The organism is Streptomyces sp. NPDC127119, assembly GCF_042677425.1.
In the GTDB taxonomy this organism is placed as follows: Bacteria; Actinomycetota; Actinomycetes; order Streptomycetales; family Streptomycetaceae; genus Streptomyces.
Genome location: NZ_JBHXTO010000172.1, coordinates 1 through 17,729 on the forward strand (window position 1 = coordinate 1; position 17,729 = coordinate 17,729).

At 71.9% G+C, this 17,729-nt stretch carries 14 protein-coding genes; 6 read left to right on the forward strand and 8 right to left on the reverse strand.

Annotated elements, in window-relative coordinates:
- Positions 1–99: 99 nt before the first annotated feature.
- Positions 100–1,281 carry a DUF5685 family protein gene (locus ACFVH5_RS39335; protein WP_385838511.1) on the reverse strand — a complete coding sequence of 394 codons (1,182 nt, stop codon included), beginning with the start codon at positions 1,279–1,281 and terminating at the stop codon, positions 100–102.
- Between the two features lie 288 nt (positions 1,282–1,569).
- Here ACFVH5_RS39335 and ACFVH5_RS39340 point away from each other — a divergent pair, with 288 nt between their 5' ends.
- Entirely contained in the window at positions 1,570–2,013 is a 444-nt protein-coding gene (locus ACFVH5_RS39340) for a cell division protein SepF (protein WP_107021161.1), read from the forward strand.
- 91 nt (positions 2,014–2,104) lie between these two features.
- On the opposite strand, the gene ACFVH5_RS39345 is transcribed toward ACFVH5_RS39340, so the two are convergent.
- Positions 2,105–3,295 (reverse strand): acyl-CoA dehydrogenase family protein, encoded by a 1,191-nt coding sequence (locus ACFVH5_RS39345; RefSeq protein ID WP_385838500.1) that lies wholly within the window; start codon positions 3,293–3,295, stop codon positions 2,105–2,107.
- A gap of 207 nt (positions 3,296–3,502) precedes the next feature.
- Positions 3,503–5,119: an MFS transporter gene (locus ACFVH5_RS39350; RefSeq protein WP_385838501.1), complete on the reverse strand. Its 1,617-nt coding sequence runs from the start codon at positions 5,117–5,119 to the stop codon at positions 3,503–3,505.
- A 271-nt stretch (positions 5,120–5,390) separates the two neighbouring features.
- On the opposite strand from ACFVH5_RS39350, the gene ACFVH5_RS39355 reads away from it, so the two are divergent.
- Together ACFVH5_RS39355 and ACFVH5_RS39360 are read left to right on the forward strand one after the other, a co-directional pair.
- The gene (locus ACFVH5_RS39355; protein ID WP_385838502.1) at positions 5,391–6,560 is read left to right on the forward strand and encodes a glycosyltransferase family 39 protein; all 1,170 of its coding nucleotides are present in this window, start codon (positions 5,391–5,393) and stop codon (positions 6,558–6,560) included.
- 237 nt (positions 6,561–6,797) lie between these two features.
- Entirely contained in the window at positions 6,798–7,805 is a 1,008-nt protein-coding gene (locus ACFVH5_RS39360; protein ID WP_385838503.1) for a phosphatase PAP2 family protein, read from the forward strand.
- 264 nt (positions 7,806–8,069) lie between these two features.
- Here the strand turns inward: ACFVH5_RS39360 and ACFVH5_RS39365 are convergent, their stop codons facing one another.
- A complete protein-coding gene (locus ACFVH5_RS39365) occupies positions 8,070–8,285 on the reverse strand; it encodes an I78 family peptidase inhibitor (RefSeq protein ID WP_210884031.1) in 216 nt (71 codons plus the stop codon).
- Between the two features lie 435 nt (positions 8,286–8,720).
- Here ACFVH5_RS39365 and ctaD point away from each other — a divergent pair, with 435 nt between their 5' ends.
- A complete protein-coding gene (gene ctaD / locus ACFVH5_RS39370; RefSeq protein ID WP_385838504.1) occupies positions 8,721–10,451 on the forward strand; it encodes a cytochrome c oxidase subunit I in 1,731 nt (576 codons plus the stop codon).
- Positions 10,452–10,533: 82 nt separating this feature from the next.
- Here the strand turns inward: ctaD and ACFVH5_RS39375 are convergent, their stop codons facing one another.
- The 4 genes from ACFVH5_RS39375 to ACFVH5_RS39390 form a co-directional block, all read right to left on the reverse strand.
- Complete coding sequence (locus ACFVH5_RS39375) at positions 10,534–11,400, reverse strand: hypothetical protein (protein ID WP_385838505.1); 867 nt, start codon at positions 11,398–11,400, stop codon at positions 10,534–10,536.
- Positions 11,397–12,665 carry a glycosyltransferase family 4 protein gene (locus ACFVH5_RS39380; RefSeq protein WP_385838506.1) on the reverse strand — a complete coding sequence of 423 codons (1,269 nt, stop codon included), beginning with the start codon at positions 12,663–12,665 and terminating at the stop codon, positions 11,397–11,399. The genes ACFVH5_RS39375 and ACFVH5_RS39380 overlap by 4 nt, the downstream gene beginning before the upstream one ends.
- A 143-nt stretch (positions 12,666–12,808) precedes the next feature.
- Positions 12,809–14,107: an ABC transporter substrate-binding protein gene (locus tag ACFVH5_RS39385; protein ID WP_385838507.1), complete on the reverse strand. Its 1,299-nt coding sequence runs from the start codon at positions 14,105–14,107 to the stop codon at positions 12,809–12,811.
- Positions 14,082–14,621, reverse strand: a complete 540-nt coding sequence (locus ACFVH5_RS39390) for a hypothetical protein (RefSeq protein ID WP_385838508.1) — start codon at positions 14,619–14,621, stop codon at positions 14,082–14,084. Before ACFVH5_RS39390 ends, ACFVH5_RS39385 begins: the two co-directional genes overlap by 26 nt.
- 127 nt (positions 14,622–14,748) lie before the next feature.
- On the opposite strand from ACFVH5_RS39390, the gene ACFVH5_RS39395 reads away from it, so the two are divergent.
- Positions 14,749–15,333: a hypothetical protein gene (locus tag ACFVH5_RS39395; protein ID WP_385838509.1), complete on the forward strand. Its 585-nt coding sequence runs from the start codon at positions 14,749–14,751 to the stop codon at positions 15,331–15,333.
- A gap of 23 nt (positions 15,334–15,356) precedes the next feature.
- Positions 15,357–17,729, forward strand: a 2,373-nt coding sequence (locus ACFVH5_RS39400; RefSeq protein WP_385838510.1) for an ABC transporter permease, incomplete at its 3' end; no start/stop codon positions are given.

Sequence of the window (17,729 nt, forward strand, 5' to 3'; positions counted from 1 at the left end):
GTGTGGGTGCTGTTCCCGGCCCCCATAGGTGCTTTGGTACCTAGGGGCGCGGGGAACTGCGCGGCCAGCCACGACGAACCCGCACCCGACCACCCGCCCTCAGCAACTGCAATCGCACCCACACCCGTCACAACAGCAATCGCACCCGTCACAGCAGTCGCAACAGCCGTCGCATCCGTCAGAGCAGTCGCACCGCTGGCAGAACCCCGGCTTCTGCTCCCCCGACCACGGATCGTGGTACTCCCCGCAGCACATCTGACACGTACAGGCCAGCCCCACCCACACCGCGCACCCCGCGAGCAGCCCGCGCCGGTCACGCCGCGGCGGCTCCGGCGGCGGAGGCGGCCCACCCGGCCCGGACGGCGCGTACGGGTTACCGTACGAAGTGGCGTGCGCAGTGCCGTGTTCGGTGGCGTGCGAGCAGGACGCCGTCCCGAACGCCCGGTCCACCGAGTTCCGCAGCTCGTGCACGAGCAGCACATGCGCGAGCTTCGCGTCCGTGAACTCCACGTCCCGCAGCGCGAGCCGCATCCCGTGCAGCGCGTCGTCGGCGAGCCGCCGGGCCTCCGCCAGGGACGCCCCCGTGGCGGTGAGCGGGTTCCAGGCACCGGCCGCGGCATCGGCCGCCCGGTCCTCCACCGCGTCCAGCAGATGCGCGAGCCGCCCGAAGAGCCGCCCCGCCTCGGCGAGCGGCGCCGCGTTGCCCGGCCGGCCGGCCAGGACCGCGGTGTGCGCGAAGGCCGCCGCGGTCGCGGATTCGGTCGGCTCGGTGACGGTCAGCAGCGGCGTACCGGGCCCGGCGAGCGTCTCGATGCCCACCTGCCGGTCCACCGCGTCGACGAGCACCGCGGTGTCGAACCCGACGGCCGAGCCGGTCCTGGCGCCCGCCCGGCTCCAGTTCGTGGCAACGCGGCGCGCCGCGAGCGCCACCGGGCGGCGCGCCAGCAGCCCGTCCCCGTCGGCCATGTGATCGCGCATCTTCGCCGAGGCGAGCACCAGCGAAACGGCCGCGGCGAGCCGGGCGCCCTCACCCTGAGCTACCGACGCGCTCCGCATTCCGCGCAGTGGACAAGGCCCCGCAGTACGCCGCCACTCCGTTCCCGGTGCGGCCTGAGCCTCCGTCAGAACCGATATCAGCAAGCCGTCGTAGTTCGTGACGACCCGTGCGAACTGCCCGTGATCTCCGCGCAGCGCGAGGCAAAGCCCGCACAAATGCGCCATCCATTGGGTTTTCAGGTTCTCGCCCAGCCGATGACGGCAGGGCCTGACGATTCCGAACACGACGATCCCCCGTGGTGTGTACGACGTTGAGCTGCGGCGTCCTGGCGGCGGCTCGTTCACCCGAACGCTCCAGCCGTCACCCGTCCGCCGTGAAGAATCATATTTCACTCACAGTCAGCAGCGGTGTAGCGCAGGACCCTTGGGGTACGCGGGCTCTCGACGAATTCGCTGTGCACCAGTACCGTCACGAAACCCCAGCGCGGCGTCTATCCCCTTGGCGCGACATCCGCATCATGCACGACCATGGGGATGCGGAAAGAAGAAAGACCGCTGTGAGAGGAGGCGTCCATGGGATCGGTGCGCAAGGCGAGTGCCTGGCTTGGCCTCGTCGACGACAACGATGACGAGCGTTACTACGACGACGACTACGCCGAGGGATCCGAGACCGGGAGCCGGGAGGTCTGGGTCACGGATCCTCGGGTCAAGGTGGCATCGGAAGCCGCCGAGGAGAAGGGCCGACGGATCGGCACGGTCACCCCGGACAGCTTCCGGGACGCCCGTGGCATCGGTGAGCTCTTCCGCGACGGTGTGCCCGTCATCATGAACCTCACGGCCATGGAGGCCGCCGACGCCAAGCGCGTCGTCGACTTCGCGGCCGGCCTGATCTTCGGCCTGCGCGGCTCGATCGAGCGCGTGTCGAACCGGGTTTTCCTGCTGACCCCCGCCGACACCGAGATCGTCAGCGGGGAACCCGCCGCCCGTCGCGTGGACGGCTTCTTCAACCAGAGCTAGGCAAGGCCGCTCACCGGACCCGTCTCCGGGCGCCGCGGTGGGACGCCCCCACGGATTCCCACGGGATTCCTGCGGGATCCCCGTCGGGGTCCTACCGGAACGCGTCGAGACCGGTGAGCGCCTTGCCCAGTACCAGTTGATGCATCTCGACGGTGCCTTCGTAGGTCAGCACCGATTCGAGGTTCGTCGCGTGGCGCATGACGGGGTATTCGAGCGAGATCCCGTTGGCGCCGAGGATCGTCCGTGCCGTACGGCAGATGTCGATCGCCTCTCGTACGTTGTTGAGCTTGCCGAAGCTGACCTGTTCGGGACGGAGCCGTCCCGCGTCCATACGCCGGCCCAGGTGGTGGGCCAGCAGAATCCCCTTGTGCAGTTCGACCGCCATGTCGGCGAGCTTGGCCTGGGTGAGCTGGAATCCGCCGATGGGCCGCCCGAACTGCTCACGCGTCTTCGCGTACTCCACCGCCGCCTCGAAACTCGCCCGCGCGGCGCCCATCGAACCCCACACGATCCCGTACCGGGCGTGGGACAGACAGCTGAGCGGACCCTTGAGCCCGGTGACGTCGGGCAGTACGGCGTCGGCGGGCAGCCGCACCTCGTCGAGGACCAGTTCGCTGGTGACCGACGCCCGCAGTGACCACTTGTGCTTGATCTCCGGCGCGGAGAAGCCGGGGCGGTCGGTCGGCACGACGAACCCGCGGATGCCGTCGTCGGTCTGCGCCCACACGACGGCGACGCCCGCCACGGACCCGTTGGTGATCCACATCTTCCGTCCGGTGAGGACCCAGTCGCCGCCGTCCCGCTTGGCGTACGTCCGCATGCCCGCGGGGTCGGACCCGTGGTCGGGCTCGGTCAGCCCGAAGCAGCCGATGACCTCGCCCGCGGCCATCCGCGGCAGCCAGGTCTGCTTCTGCTCCTCGCTGCCGAAGCGGTGGATCGCGTACATGGCGAGCGAGCCCTGCACGGAGACGAGCGAGCGGATTCCGGAGTCGGCGGCCTCCAGTTCCAGACAGGCGAGGCCGTACTGCACGGCGGAGGCCCCGGCGCACCCGTATCCGTCGAGCGACATCCCGAGGGCGCCGAGCCCGCCCAACTCCCGCGCCAGCTCCCGGATCCCGGGCAGCTCACCCTTCTCGTACCACTCGGCGACATACGGCAGCACCCGGTCCCCGGCCCAGGCCCGCACGGTGTCCCGGACCGCCAGATCCTCCACGCTCAGCAGATCGTCGACCCCGAGCGGATCGGCGGGATCGAACGGCGGCAGCTTCGGGGAAGCGGACATGGGAGCCTCCGACATGTAAAACTAGCAGTGGTAACTACGGACGATCCTCGACGTTACGACGAGGCGCGACGCACGTCCAGGACCGCACCGGAGCCACGGGCCACTCCCCCGCAGCCGCCGACGGCGGGACCGTCCCACGGGAAACCCGCACGGGATGGTCGGGCATCGCGGGCGGTGCGGGCGGTGCGGGCGGGAAAGGCCCGAAGGTCAGCGACCACCGACCCGCACAGGCGGCGCAGCCGGAGCCTCCCGAGGCCCCGGCACCTCCGCGAGAGCCGCCGGCTCCCCGCACTCCATCGCCCGGGGCAACCGCAGCGCCATCACCGCCCCCAGCAGCAACAGCCCCGCACTCACCAGCAAGGTCACATGCAGCCCGTGCACGAACGCATGCCGCGCAGCGGAGCGCAGAGCCTCCCCCGACCCCCCGCCGAGCCGCGCGGCGACCTCGTACGCCTCCCCCAGCGAATGCCCCGCAGCGGCGGCGTCCCGGGGAGGCACCCCCGAAACGGACGCGAGCCCGGGCGCGTACGCCGCGTTCATCACGCTCCCGAGGAGCGCGATCCCGATGCCCGCCCCGAGCTGGTACGACGTCTCGCCGATCGCCGCCGCCCCGCCGGCCTGCTCCGGCGGGGCCTCGCTCAGCATCGACTCGTACGCGCCGAAGAGCGTGACCTCCAGGCCGAAGCCGAGCATCACGAACCCGGTCAGCAGCAGTGGGGCGTTGTCCTCGGCGCCCATCGCGGTCAGGGTGACGACCGCGGCGGCGGTGAGGCAGAAGCCGGAGCACACCATGGTCCGCGGCCCGAAGCGCTGCAGCAGCTTCGCCCCGGCGAGCCCCGCGGCCATCGCGGCGACGGTGAGGGGCAGCAGCCGCAGTCCGGTCTCCAGCGGGGAGAGCTTCAGCACGAGCTGGAGATACTGCGCGGCGATCAGTTCGAGCCCGACCAGTGCGAGCATCGCCAGCACGATGCAGCCGACGGAGGTGCTGAAGGCGGGCCGGGAGAACATCGTCAGGTCGACCAGCGGATGCCGGCGCCGCCGCTGCCGCCGTACGAAGGCGACGAGGAGTCCGGCCCCCAGCATCAGCGGTACCGCGGTGGACAGGCTCAGCGGGTCCTCTCCGCCGCCGAGCTGCTTCACGCCGAGAACCACGCCGAAGAGGCCGGCCGCGGCCATCAGCGCGCCGACGACGTCCCACGGCCCGTCGCGCTCGCCCTTCGACTCGGGCAGCAGGAGTCGTCCGACGGGCAGGCTTACGAGCATCAGCGGGATGTTGATGAGGAAGACCGAGCCCCACCAGAAGTGTTCGAGCAGGAACCCGCCGAGGAGCGGTCCGACGGCCGCGCCCACCGCGGCGACGGCGCTCCAGACGCCGATGGCGAGGGCCCGCTCGCGCCGGGCGGGGAAGACCTGCCGCAGGATGGACAGCGTCGCGGGCATGATCATCGCGCCGCCGACGCCGAGCAGGGCGCGGGCCGCGATCAGCACCTCCGCGCTGTCGGCGAGGGCCGCGACGGCGGAGGCGACGCCGAAGAGCGCGTAGCCGAGGAGGAGGACGCGTCTGCGGCCGATCCGGTCGCCCAGGGTGCCGAAGAGGATGAGGAGCGAGGCGCAGACGAGCGGGTAGATGTCGACGATCCAGAGCAGCTCTATCGCGCCGGGCGTGAGGTCCTCGGTGACGGCGGGCACGGCGACGTGGAGCACGGTGGCGTCGACGGCGACCAGGAGCAGGCTGACGCACAGCACCACAAGGACGACCCAGCGGTTTGCACCGGCCCCGGTCTCCCGACGGCGACGCGCGGCGGCCGTGGTCGTCCCGGACATGTACGTACCTCCCAGATGTTCCCTCGCGTTCGGCGATCCGCTGGGTGGGGACTCCCTGCGGCTGCGGCTCGGGAGGAGCGGTGTCCCGGCCCACGCAACAAAGGCGAGTGAGACGTCAGAGTACGCGAGTTCCTCCCGGCGTCGGGTGGCGGACCTCTCACGTTCTCCTGGGACACGTGTGGCGTGCGCCACGCCGCTCCCCGCCCGGCTGTGTGTCCGGGCGCGCCCCCGCCGGGGTCCGCGGTTGCGGGCCCCCTCGATAATCGAGCCCGTGACCGATCTTGAGACGTCCGCCGCGCCGTCCCGTCCGGGGCCGTCCTGGCGCCGCGCCGCGCCCGCGCTCCTCGGGTACGCGGCGGTGCGCGCGCTCGGCCTGCTGGTGCTCGCGGTGTGGAGCGCCACGCGGGACACGAGCGCGCTGCGGCTGCTCTCGGCGCGCTGGGACTCCCTCTGGTACTCCAGGGTCGCCGAGCTGGGTTACGGCTACGAGGTGCGCCTGCCCAACGGGGACGTGCACTCGAACCTGGCGTTCTTCCCGCTGCTGCCGTGGCTGGAGCGGGCGGTGTCGGCGGTGTCCCCTCTCTCCGCCGCGCACGCGGGCCTGCTGGTGAGCTGGGTCGCCTCGCTCGCGGCGGCCTGGGGGATCTTCGCGGTCGCGGACCAGGTGTACGGCCGCCGGGCCGGGGTCTGCGCCGTACTCGTGTGGGCGGTCCTGCCGGTCGGCATCGTGCAGTCGATGGCGTACAGCGAGTCGCTGTTCACGGCGCTCGCGGCCTGGTCGCTGTACGCGGTGCTGACCGGCCGCTGGCTGACCGCGGGCCTGCTCGCCTCGCTGGCGGGTCTGACCCGTCCGGTGGGCGCGGCGGTCGTTGCGGCCGTGTGGGTGACGGCGATCGCCTCTTTCGTACGGGAGCGGAGCATGCCCGGCGGGGAGGGCGCGTCCCGGTGGCGGCGCGCCCTGGCGATGCTGATCGCGCCCCTCGGCGCCGCGGGCTACGTCCTGTGGGTCGGCCGTCGCACGGGCGGGGGCCCGCTGGGCTATCTCGACGTCCAGGCGGGCTGGCGCAACGGCTTCGACGGCGGTTACGCGTTCGCCCGCTTCGTCGCCGACAAGTTCACCGCGTTCCCGTCGGCCCTGGCCGGGCTGGCCCTGATCGCCGGAGTCGCCCTGCTCGTCCGGCTGTACGTGATCTGCGTACGGCAGCGGCAGCCGTTGCCGCTCCTGGTGTACGCGGGGGTCGTCATCACCCTCGCCCTGTGCGCGTCGAGCTATTTCGGCTCGAAACCACGCCTTCTGCTGCCCGCCTTCCCCCTTCTCCTGCCCCTCGCCCTGGCCCTCGCGCGACTGCGAACGTCCAGGTCGGCGTGGGTGCTGGGCGGTGTGGCGGTGGCGTCGGCGGTGTACGGCGCCTGGTGGCTGAACGGGTCGGGTCCGCCGTGATCACTCACGGTGGCCGGTGAGCGCCCGGAGAAGTGCACGCAAGCATTCGGTGAACGAATTCGAAAGCGCCATAAAACTCCGCTCCGGAATGATCAATCGAATTGAAGGAAGAGCGGACGGGGGATTCCATAATCCACGGCGATAAACCCCCTTCTGAGAGCAATCCCACATCACATCGTCATCACAAAGACGGTGCTTCGGCCTGGAACACAGCTCACTCGCTGTAACGTCGATTGAGTGCGTACCGAACGAAAGCTGACTCGTCTGGACCGGGTCTTCGCCCGGCTGGACCGTGAGCCGGAACGACCGGCCCACATCGACGTGCCCAGGATGAGCCGGCACCGGGTGGTCCTCTTCGCGTCCACGCTCGCCTTCTACGCGGCCATCGTGTGGGCCGTCGTGATCACCTCATGGCTGGTCCGGCTCGACTGGCAGGTCATGTTCTTCCGGCCGTACCAGCAGTGGCCGGAGATCCACGCGTTCCTCGACTACTACGTGGTCCTGGGCCAGCGCGGCCCCACCGCCGTGATGATCGCGGCCTGGCTGGGCTGGCGCTCCTGGCGTCAGCACACGCTGCGCCCGCTGCTCACGCTGGGCGCCTCACTGCTGCTCCTGAACCTCACGGTCGGCGCGGCCAAGATCAGCATGGGCCGTCTCGGTCCGCACTACGCGACCAGCGTCGGGTCGAACGAGATGTGGCTGGGCGGCGACATATTCCCTTCGGGTCACACCGCCAACGCCGTCGTGACCTGGGGCATCCTCGCCTATCTCGCCTCGACGCCGGGCGCTCGCCGCTGGCTGTCGGCGTTCTCCGCCGTGGTCTCCCTCGGCGTCGGCCTGACCACCGTGTACCTCGGTACGCACTGGCTGAGCGATGTGGTGCTCGGGTGGGCCGCGGGGCTGCTGATCCTGCTGGCGCTGCCCTGGTTCGAGCCGCTGATCGCACGGGCCGAGTCCGGCATCTTCGACCTGCGTGACGCCTGGCGCGACCGCCGGCGTGGCGCGGCTCCGGCCGAGGTGCCCGTTCTGGCCCCGATCGGCAGCCCGGCCGGTGAGCATGAGCCGGTGGTGCGTGAGCCGGTGGCCGCGTCCCGGCCGGCCCGGCCGCCGGGGCATATGGCCCCTGGGCCGCATCTGAGCCGCTCGGAGCGCACACCGGTGACACCGCTCGGCAGCCGCCGGCCGCCGCAGTCGGACCGGGTGACCCGCGGCACGACATCGGCACGACCCGTCGCCGGGGGCTGAGCGCGCCTCCGACCGGGCCGGTACGCACAGTCGGCCCGCCGGCGGGAGCGCGTTGCGCCGTTCCCCGCGCCCCTGAAAGCGCCCCTGCCGGGGCAAAAGCTGGGGCGCAGCCCCGCTTTTGAGGGGCGCGGGGAACTGCGCGACCAGCCCCCACGCACCCGCACGTACGAACGCACCCGGTTCCGCCCCGTCAGGGGCTCTCAGGGGCGCGGGGAACTGCGCGCTCAACCCCCACCGGCCCGCACACGCCCCGTACCGGACAGGTCACCCCTTCCAGCAGCGCGTGACCCGTCCCTCCGTGACCTCGAAGTTCAGGCGTCCGGACAAGTACTCCATCGTGATGATCGCCCCCGGCGGCAACGACCGCACGGTCGACCACCCGCGCGCACGGGCCTGCCGCTCCGCACCCCCCGCGTCGAGGCCGACGTACGCGTCCGGAGTGTCCGAGGGCTCCGCGGGCGGAGTGGGAATCGGTGCCATGCCGCCACGTTAGGCGCCTCCGTGCGGACACGGAACCCCGGCCCCGCCACCATCAGTCACCGGTCCCCCTCCGGTCACGCTTCTGTCACAGGACAACGACACCCGTTCCGCCCGCGCCGACATCAGCGGTTACGCAGCAAGGCGTCACACGAACGGGCGGTTCCACACGTTTTCCGCCCGCCTTCGAACGTAATTCGGCAGCCCTTCGGACTATCTCCGAACCGGCCCCGAATACCCCGGCCGAAAGCGGGTATCCGGACCGGTTTCTCTGCCTTCCCTTTCCGATTGCGCGGCCCCGCAAGGAAGTTGGCCCGCCACAGGAAATACATGGTTCGAGCACAGAGCGTCCGAACGCCCCCTGTCGGAGCCCGGTCCCCGCGAGCATCATGGCGTGTGCTTCAGGAGGCCCGGGACGCGACGAGCGAGGGGGCGGCGATGGGGACGGACACCGCACGGACGGCGGTACGGCCCGTACCGGTGAAGCGGCCGGGACGGCTGGTGGTGGACTGGCTCACGACCACCGACCACAAGAAGATCGGCCACCTCTACCTGATCACCTCGTTCGCCTTCTTCCTGGCCGGCGGGCTGATGGCGCTGCTGATGCGGGCCGAGCTGGCGCGGCCCGGCATGCAGCTCATCGGCAACAACCAGTTCAACCAGATGTTCACGATGCACGGCACGATCATGCTGCTGCTCTTCGCGACGCCGACCTTCGCCGGTTTCGCCAACGAGATCATGCCGCTGCAGATCGGCGCGCCCGACGTCGCCTTCCCCCGGCTGAACATGCTGTCGTACTGGCTGTTCCTCTTCGGCGGGCTGATCGTGCTGGGCTCGCTGCTGGTGCCCGGCGGCCCCGCGAACTTCGGGTGGTTCGCGTACGCGCCGCTGAACAGCATGGAACGGTCACCCGGTATCGGCGCCGACATGTGGATCATGGGGCTGGCGCTGGCCGGCTTCGGCACGATCCTCGGCGCGGTGAACTTCCTGACGACGATCATCGGGATGCGCGCCCCGGGCATGACCATGTTCCGGATGCCGATCTTCACGTGGAACACGCTGTTCACGTCGATCCTGATCCTGATGGCGTTCCCGGTGCTCGCCGCGGCGCTCCTGGTCCTTGAGGCGGACCGCCGGTTCGGCTCGCAGGTCTTCGCGTCGGCCAACGGCGGGGCGCTGCTGTGGCAGCACCTCTTCTGGTTCTTCGGGCATCCCGAGGTCTACATCATCGCGCTGCCGTTCTTCGGGATCATCTCGGAGATCATCCCGGTCTTCAGCCGGAAGCCGATCTTCGGCTATCTGACGCTGGTCGGCGCGACGATGGCCATCACCGGTCTGTCCGTGGTCGTGTGGGCCCATCACATGTTCGTGACCGGCGCGGTGCTGCTGCCGTTCTTCTCGTTCGTGTCGTTCCTGATCGCGGTGCCGACGGGCGTGAAGTTCTTCAACTGGACCGGCACCATGCTGAAGGGGTCGCTGTCCTTCGAGACGCCGATGCTCTGGGCGACGGGCTTCCTGGTGTCGTTCCTGTTCGGCGGCCTGACGGGGGTGATCCTGGCCTCGCCGCCGCTGGACTTCCACGTCTCGGACACGTACTTCGTGGTGGCGCACTTCCACTACGTGGTCTTCGGCACGGTCGTCTTCGCGACCTTCGGCGGCTTCTACTTCTGGTGGCCCAAGTTCACCGGCAAGATGCTCGACGAACGGCTCGGCAAGCTGCACTTCTGGACGCTCTTCGTGGGCTTCCACACCACGTTCCTGGTGCAGCACTGGCTGGGCGTGGAGGGCATGCCGCGCCGCTACGCCGACTATCTGGCGGCCGACGGGTTCACGGCGCTCAACACCATCTCGTCGATCGGCGCGTTCCTGCTGGGCCTGTCGACGCTGCCGTTCCTCTACAACGTCTGGAAGACGTCGAGGTACGGCGTGCCGGTCGACGCCGACGACCCCTGGGGCTTCGGCCGCTCACTGGAGTGGGCGACCTCGTGCCCGCCGCCGCGGCACAACTTCACCACGCTGCCCAGAATCCGTTCCGAGTCGCCCGCGTTCGACCTGCACCATCCCCGGTTCGCGGCGATCACACCGCCGCAGACCCGCTCCGGCCAGGAGGACAGCCCGCAGATCCGCATCGGCCAGGAGCGCCCCGGGGCCGGCCCCGAGCAGTACTGATCGTGTCCGCGCCGTCCGCGGGCACGCCGTGGCCGGCCGCGCAGTTCCCCGCGCCTCTTCGGGGGCGCCACCGGACGGCGGCCTAGCCTGCCGCCGCCGTGACCGCCGTGACCGCCGTGACCGCCACCGAGAGGTCGTTGTCGCTCGTGTAGTACGGCCCGGCCGTCACCGGGCCGTACGCCGTCTCCACCACGACCTTCGGGTACGTGAAGATGGGCTTCTTGTCGGCGATGTCGTCGAGCAGCCGCGCGATCCGTACCCGCGGCCCGCTCTCCCCCGCCGGGCGCAGCCACAGGTCCCACACGCCCCGGGGCAGTTCGGCGTAGTCCACGGTGAAGCGGAACAGCGCCTGGTCCCGGTGGACTCCGATCCGCGGCGCGTCGGCCCTCGCCCCGGGTTCCGTCTCCTCACGGCCGGCCAGTTCGGCGTACGCGTCCGACGTGAGCGCGACCCCGTACACCTGGCCGTGCACGCCCAGGCCGCCCTCGCCGATGTGCAGTTCGCCGGCCTCGGCGTGCGGGGCGCGCAGCCAGCTGCGGACGGAGAGGTTGCCGTGCTTGGTCGCGTACGGGATACGGACGGCGACATGGCCACGCGCGCCGCTCGGCACCCGGTCGACGAGGGAGCGCAGGTCGTTGAGGCCGGGTGTCAGGCGCTGCGGCTCGCCGTCGCCGGTCTGCGCGAAGGCGTCCCAGCGGCCCTCGGGCAGTTCGACGAAGCTGGGCAGCGCGGCGCGCAGCCGGCCGTCGGCGGCCGGGGCGAGCGGCAGCCGGACCGCCTGGAGGCCGTCGCGGTGGAGCAGTACGAGGTGGGTGTCCCCGTTCTCGCCGGTCTCGGCCATGTCGAAGGTGAGGCCGCCCGCGGAGTCGGCGAGGCAGTCGGCGCGCGGCGGCATGGCGGCGTCCTCGTCGGTGGGCGTCTGCGCTGTCTGCGGAGCCAGCGTCATCATGCGGAACGCTCCTTCCCGAACACGGTCAGTCCGGCGTCCCTGACGGCGTACGCACTGCCGAGCAGGGCTCCTCGGGTGCGGTGCAGTGAGCCGCGCACCCGGCCGATCTTCGAGGTGCCGCCCCGTGAGACGAGACCGCTGAAGATCGAGTCGTAGCGCTCGGCGATCCGGGACGGGTCGAAGCGCTCGGAGTCCTTGAGCGCCGCGTCCGCCATCTGCCGGCGCAGCGCGTCGTCGTTGATGAGTTCGAGCAGGCCGCCCGCGATGGCCTGGACGTTCCCGACCTGCACGAGGCGTCCGTCCACGCCGTTGTCGATGATCTCCCCCGGGCCGTGCGGGCAGTCGGTGGAGACGACGGGCAGGCCGCAGCGCATGGCCTCGACGATGGTCATGCCGAACGATTCGAGGCTGGAGGTGACGGCGGCGATCGAGCCCTTGGCCCACTCCGGTTCGATGGGATGGGCCGCTCCCATGAGCAGTACGTGGTTGTACAGGCCCAGTTCGTCGATGAGGTGGCGCAGTTTGTCCTTCTGTTTCCCGCTGCCGTAGATCCGCAGGCGCCAGTCGGGCCGCTCGGCGCGCACCAGGTCGAAGGCCTTGATCAGCAGGTCGTACCGCTTGACCGGGGCGAGCCGGCCGGCCGCGACGACCCATTTGCCGGTGCCGTCCGCGGGCTCGATGCCGGGGGCGGGCACCGAGTTGGGCACGGCCTCGACACGTACCCCGGGCAGCCGCATCTTCGTGCGGTACGCGGCGGCGTCCGCCTCCGTGGTCGTGGTGACCGCGTCGAGGCGGGGGTAGGCGCCGCGCAGTTCGGTGCGCAGCCCGACGGAGTGGCTGTCGAGGGTGAGGTGCTCCTGGCCGACGCGGGCCGGGCCGCGCCTGGTCTCGCGGGCCAGATGCACGTTGAGGCCGGGGCGGGTGCCGACCACGACGTCGGCGTCGGTCGTGGAGAGGTGCTCGGCGATACGGCGGTCGGTCAGGGCGCTGTACTGCTCGTAGCGGATCTCTCCCTTCGGGAAGACCCGGGCCGGTTTCCGGTGGTCGGGGTCGTCGCCCTCGTATCCGGGGCCGCCCTTGCGCAGATCGACGAGGTGGCGCAGGCGTACGCGCGGGTTCCGTGCGAAGACCGGCTCCTCGCGGTGGCGGAGTACGGAGACGATCTCCACGTCGTGCTGTTCGGCCAGGGTGTTCGCGAGGTTGTACGTCGTCCGGATCGTCCCACCGATTCCGTAGGCGTTGTGTATGAGGAAGGAAATCTGCATGCGTCCCCGTATCTCCGGCTCGTCCAGCTACCAGAGGGTTAGACCGGGGTACGGATGTGATGGTTGGGCTTGCTTATCACTCTGTTCCCGAACAGTTGCGCCATCGGTAACCAGATGAGGGAACCTTTTGGGGCCCGTACGCATCAGGGCTTGTAGGAGAGCTGCGGGACGTCGTAGCACTCGTGGTCCATGTCGCCCTGGCTCACCCAGCCGCGGGCGTCCTCCCAGCGGGCCACCGACAGGCACGTCCTGCGTGTCCTCGGCGGTTCGGGCAGCCGCGCGAACCGGACCGGCAGCAGCAGTCCCTTCGCGGTGTACGGCTTCCCCCCGGCCATGAACCGGTCGACGCACGCGCGCGTGACGCCCGTCCTCGCGCAGGAGCGGGCCGCGTCCGTGAACCACATCGCGGCGGCCCAGCCCTCCACCTGCCACTGGGAGCGGGTCTTCAGCGCCTTCGTGCCGTCCCGGAACTCCCGTACGGCCTCGTGGCCGGTGTCCTCGTAGTTGCGGCTCGCGCCCGTCGCCCAGAGGGTGTTGCGGCAGCGCGGGGCGTTCTTGTAGTCCTCGCGGACCGTGGACGTCCAGTTCTGCACGTTGGTGACCTTGGCGAGGACCTCCGCCCCGACGTCGTCCATCGCCTCGCACAGCCGGGCGTTGCCGTAGGTGTCGATGGCGTCGAAGACCAGGTCGGCGCCCTGCTCCTTCAGATCGGCCGCGGCGGCACGGAAGTTGGGCAGCGCGAAGTCGACCTGCTCGGTGACGACCTCGTACCCCTCGGCCTTCAGTCCCCGGACCACGAGCCGGGCGTACGCCGCCGACGAGGACTGGTTGTACGAGACGACGGCCGCCGTGCGCGCGCCCTGCTTCTCCTTGAACCAGCGGTAGATCTCGGTGCCGCCGTACAACTCGCCGTCCCAGCCGGGCTTTCCGTTCCGGGGCGCGAGGCTGCCGTAGATCCCGTAGAGGTGCGGCCAGGTGTCGTAGGCCGCGCCGACGGGCTGTCCGCCGATGTCGGGCACGCGCGCGTGGGACACCCGGGAGGCGCCCGCGTAGTCGAGGGCGGTGGTGGCGACCAGGGCCACCACCTCGTCCTCGTCGACGAGCCGGTGCACGCACTCGTTGTTGCCGACGCCGCTGCCGCCGTCGTCGCACGTACGGACCTCGACCCTGCGTCCCGCGATGCCGCCGCGCGCGTTCAGGGCGTCGAACCAGGCCTTCGCGCCGTCGCGCGGACCGGTGAAGGCGTCGCCGCCGACCGGGCTGGTGGCACTCGTGACGATGCCCACACGGATCGGTTCCGCGGTGGTGCGGGCGGGCGTGCGGTCGGGCCGGTTCTCGAAGTCGCTCTCCGGGAGGCGGCTGCCGCAGGCCGTACCCACCAGGAGCAGCAGGAACAGCAGGCCCGCGGCAGCGGATTCAGCAGCCCGGCCCCGGCGAGGCATTGCCGCTCAGCGTGACCAGACCGCACAGCGTCTTGACCGACACCTTCCAGGTGCCGTCCTGCTCGACGGAGGTCCCGGCGGCGTCCGGCATGACCGTGGCGCCCTTCAGGGTGAGCGTGTACGTGACGTCCGCGTCGGTCGGCGAGGTGAAGGCGACCTTGCTCACCGTCGCCTCGACCTGCCCGCCGCGCTTGTCACCGCTGAAGCTCTTCAGGACCGCGCCCATCGCGTCGCCGTTCTCCAGGACGGCCTGTTTCTCCTTCGTGGGGACGGCGGGGTCGAAGAACTTCTTCCAGTTCTCCTCGATCTCCTTCTCGGCCGCCGCCGGGTCGTCCGGCGCGCTCGCGCTCGGACCCGGTTCGGCGTTCGAGGTCCGCTCGGCGGAGGGCGAGGGCGGATTCGTGTCGTCACCGCCGCTGTCGTCGCCGCACGCCGTGAGGGCCGGGGCGAGCAGGAGCACCGCCACCACCAGCCCCCGGCCCGTTCCCCGCCTGAGATCACTCCCGAGAACCATCTGGCTCACCACCGGGTGTCGGTCCGGGCCGTGCGCGCCCGGAGCTTTCAGGGACAGCTTCCAGAAGGCATAGTGCAAGTCCGTCGGCGGACTTGGAAGACAGCCGGACACATCATGTGGAGCCCCCATGCGGACTGCTCGACTGCGGAATGTGCGTCCCGTCCTCTGGGCGGGGTGGGCGGCGCTCGCCACGGGCGCGGTGCTGTGCGTCCTGGGCTGGTACGGGATCTCCGGCGAGCGGTACGCGGAACGGCAGCTGCCGTACCTCGCGTCCTGCACGGTGCCCGGAGCGGCCCTGATCATCGCCGCGGCGGTCCTCCTCACCCACGGCCGGAACGCCCTGGCGGCGACCCGCGTGGAGGAGCTGTACGGGCTCCTGGTGGCGACCGACCCCGCTGAGGCCGCCGCCGACGGGACCGTAGCCGGACAGCCGGCCGCCGCGCCCGTGGCCGTGAGCGGGGAGCTGCTGATGGTGCCGGGCGGCACGCTGTGGCACCGCGCGGACTGCCCGCTCGTCGCCGGGAAGCCCGACGCCCTGCCGGTCGACTCGCGGGTCCTCACGGGCGGGGACCTCGCCCCCTGCCCGATCTGCGAACCCACGGCCTCGGACGACCCCCCGGACGACGCCCTGGACGACCTCCCGGACGATTCCCCCGACGCCTCCTCGGCCGCCTCCTCGGACGGTCCGTCGTCCGGGGCGGCGGCCGACTGATGTCGACACCGATGTCGTCACCGATGTCGTCACTGACGTACGACCTCACGCTCGCCGGGCTCTCCGTGGGCAGCGCCGCCGCGCTCACCGGGATCGGACTGGTCGTCACCCATCGGGCGACCGGCGTGCTCAACTTCGCGCACGGCGCGATCGCGATGGTGTGCGCCTATCTGCTGCGCGGGCTCACCGTGGAGGGGGACTGGCCGCTCGCGCTCGCCGCGCCGCTCGTCCTGCTCGTGGTGGCCCCGGCGCTCGGTGTGGCGCTGGAACGATTCGTCTTCCGCCCCCTGGCCGTCCTGGGCGGCGACCCCGCGCAGACCCTCGTCGCGTCCATCGGCGTGTTCGTCCTCCTCGTCGGCGGGGCGGCGCTCCTCTGGGGCCCGGGTGCGCGCTCGGACGCGCCGACGCTCGTCTCAGCCGACCCCTGGGGGCAGTTGGCGGTGACGCTCGTCCTGGCCGCGGGGGTGGGAGCGGTGATCCGCCGGACCCGCTTCGGCCGGGAACTGCGGGCCGTCGTCGACGACCGCCCGCTCGCCGCGCTGACCGGCGTCGACGCGGACCGGGTGGCCGCGGCGGGCTGGGCGTTCGGCTCGTTCACCGCGGGTCTGACGGGGGTGCTGCTGGCTCCGTACGTACGCCTGGACCCGTACGGCATGCCCCTGCTGGTGATGGAGGTGGTGGCGGTCGCGGTGGCCGCCCGGATGCGGAGCCTGCCGGTGGCGGTGCTGGTGGCCCTGGGCATCGGCGTCGCCCAGAGCCAGCTGACCCGGCTGCACCCCGGGGGCCGCCTCGAACCCCTCCTCCAGGCGGTCGGCGCGAACCTCTTCGTCGTCGCCCTGCTGGTCGCGGCCCTGGTGCTGCCGGGGATCGGCGCCCGGGACGCCCTCCCGCGCACGGCGACGGCCCGCGTACCGACCCCGCCGGGCGCGTGGATCGTCGCGGCGGTCCTGTTCCTCCTCCCCCTGGGCTTCGCGGGCCCGGACCTGCACACGGCGGTCCAGGTACCGGCGCTGGGCGTCGTCCTTCTCTCCCTGGTCGTGGTCACGGGCCGCGGCGGCCAGCTCTCCCTCGGCCAGGCCGCGTACGCGGGTCTGGGCGCCCTCTTCACCGCGCTGCTCGCGGCGGGCCGCTTCCCGGGCCTGCCCGAACTCCCGGAACCGGCCGCGCTCCTGACCGCCGTGCTGCTGGTGGCGCCACTCGGGCTGCTGACGGGGTGGCCCGCCATCCGCCGCCACGGCCTGTCCCTCGCCCTGGCGACCTTCGCGGTGGGCGTCGGCGTCAGCCGCTTCGTCTTCGCCCAGCCGTACGCGACCTCGGGCCTCACGCTGGACCGCCCGGCGGCCTTCGAGGGCGACCGCGCGTACTACGCGCTGGAACTCGTCCTCCTCACGGGCGCGGTGTGGGCCGCCCACGCGCTGCGCCGGGGCCGTACGGGCCGGGCCCTGGCCGCGATGCGGGACCACGAGGCGGGCGCGTCGGCGGCGGGCGTCCGCGTCCCGCGCCTCAAACTGACGGCCTTCGTGGCGGGCGCGGCACTGGCCGCGCTGGGCGGCGGCATGCTCGGCATGGGCGTACGCGCCTTCGACCCGGCGGCGTACGACCCGGTCCGCGGGCTGCTGTGGTTCGCCGCGATCGTGGTGCTCGGCGCCGACAGTGTCCTGGGCGCCCTGCTCGCGGCGGCACTCCTGGTGGGCCTCGACGCGGGCACGCGCGGCGGCGTGGCAGCGGCGACGATCGGCCTCCTGGCGATCCTGATCGGCCGCTTCCCCGGCGGCCCGTACGAGGCCCTGCGCACGACCACCGAACGCCTGAGCCTGCGCCGACACCGGGCGGTGACGTTGACCCCGGCGGGGATCGCGGCGAGGCGAGCGGTGCGGGTACGGGGCTTGGGTGCGCCTGGGCGGCTGACGGGCGCCGCGGCCGGGACTCCCTCAGCCGGGGCGGCTGTCGTGGGGGCGCCCGTCGTGGAGGCGCCCGCGGTGGGCCCGTCTGCGGTGGGAGCGCCTCCGGCGGGGAGGCGTGCGGCGGGGAGGCATGCGGTGGGGCAGTCCGGCGGCCCCGACACGCTGCGCTTTCGCGCGGGCGGGCGGCCGTTGGTGCGGCGGCCGGTGCCGCGGGTCGGGTCCGGCACGGACGGGTCCGGCACGGACGGGTCCGGCACGGTCGGGTCCGGCGCCGACGGATCCGCTGAACGGTGGCCGTCCGGCACGGTGGAGCGGGCCGGGCCCGGCGGGGGCGCGTCTTCGGGGGCGCCGGGCGTGGAGGGTTCCGGAGGGACAGCCAGTGCCCGCCCTGGCGGGGGCGGCGGCCTTGAGGGGCCCGGAGCGGTCCGGGGGAAGCGCGCCCCGGCGCCCCCGGGTGCCCCGAGTCCGGCGGCACCGGGGACGCCCCAGGGC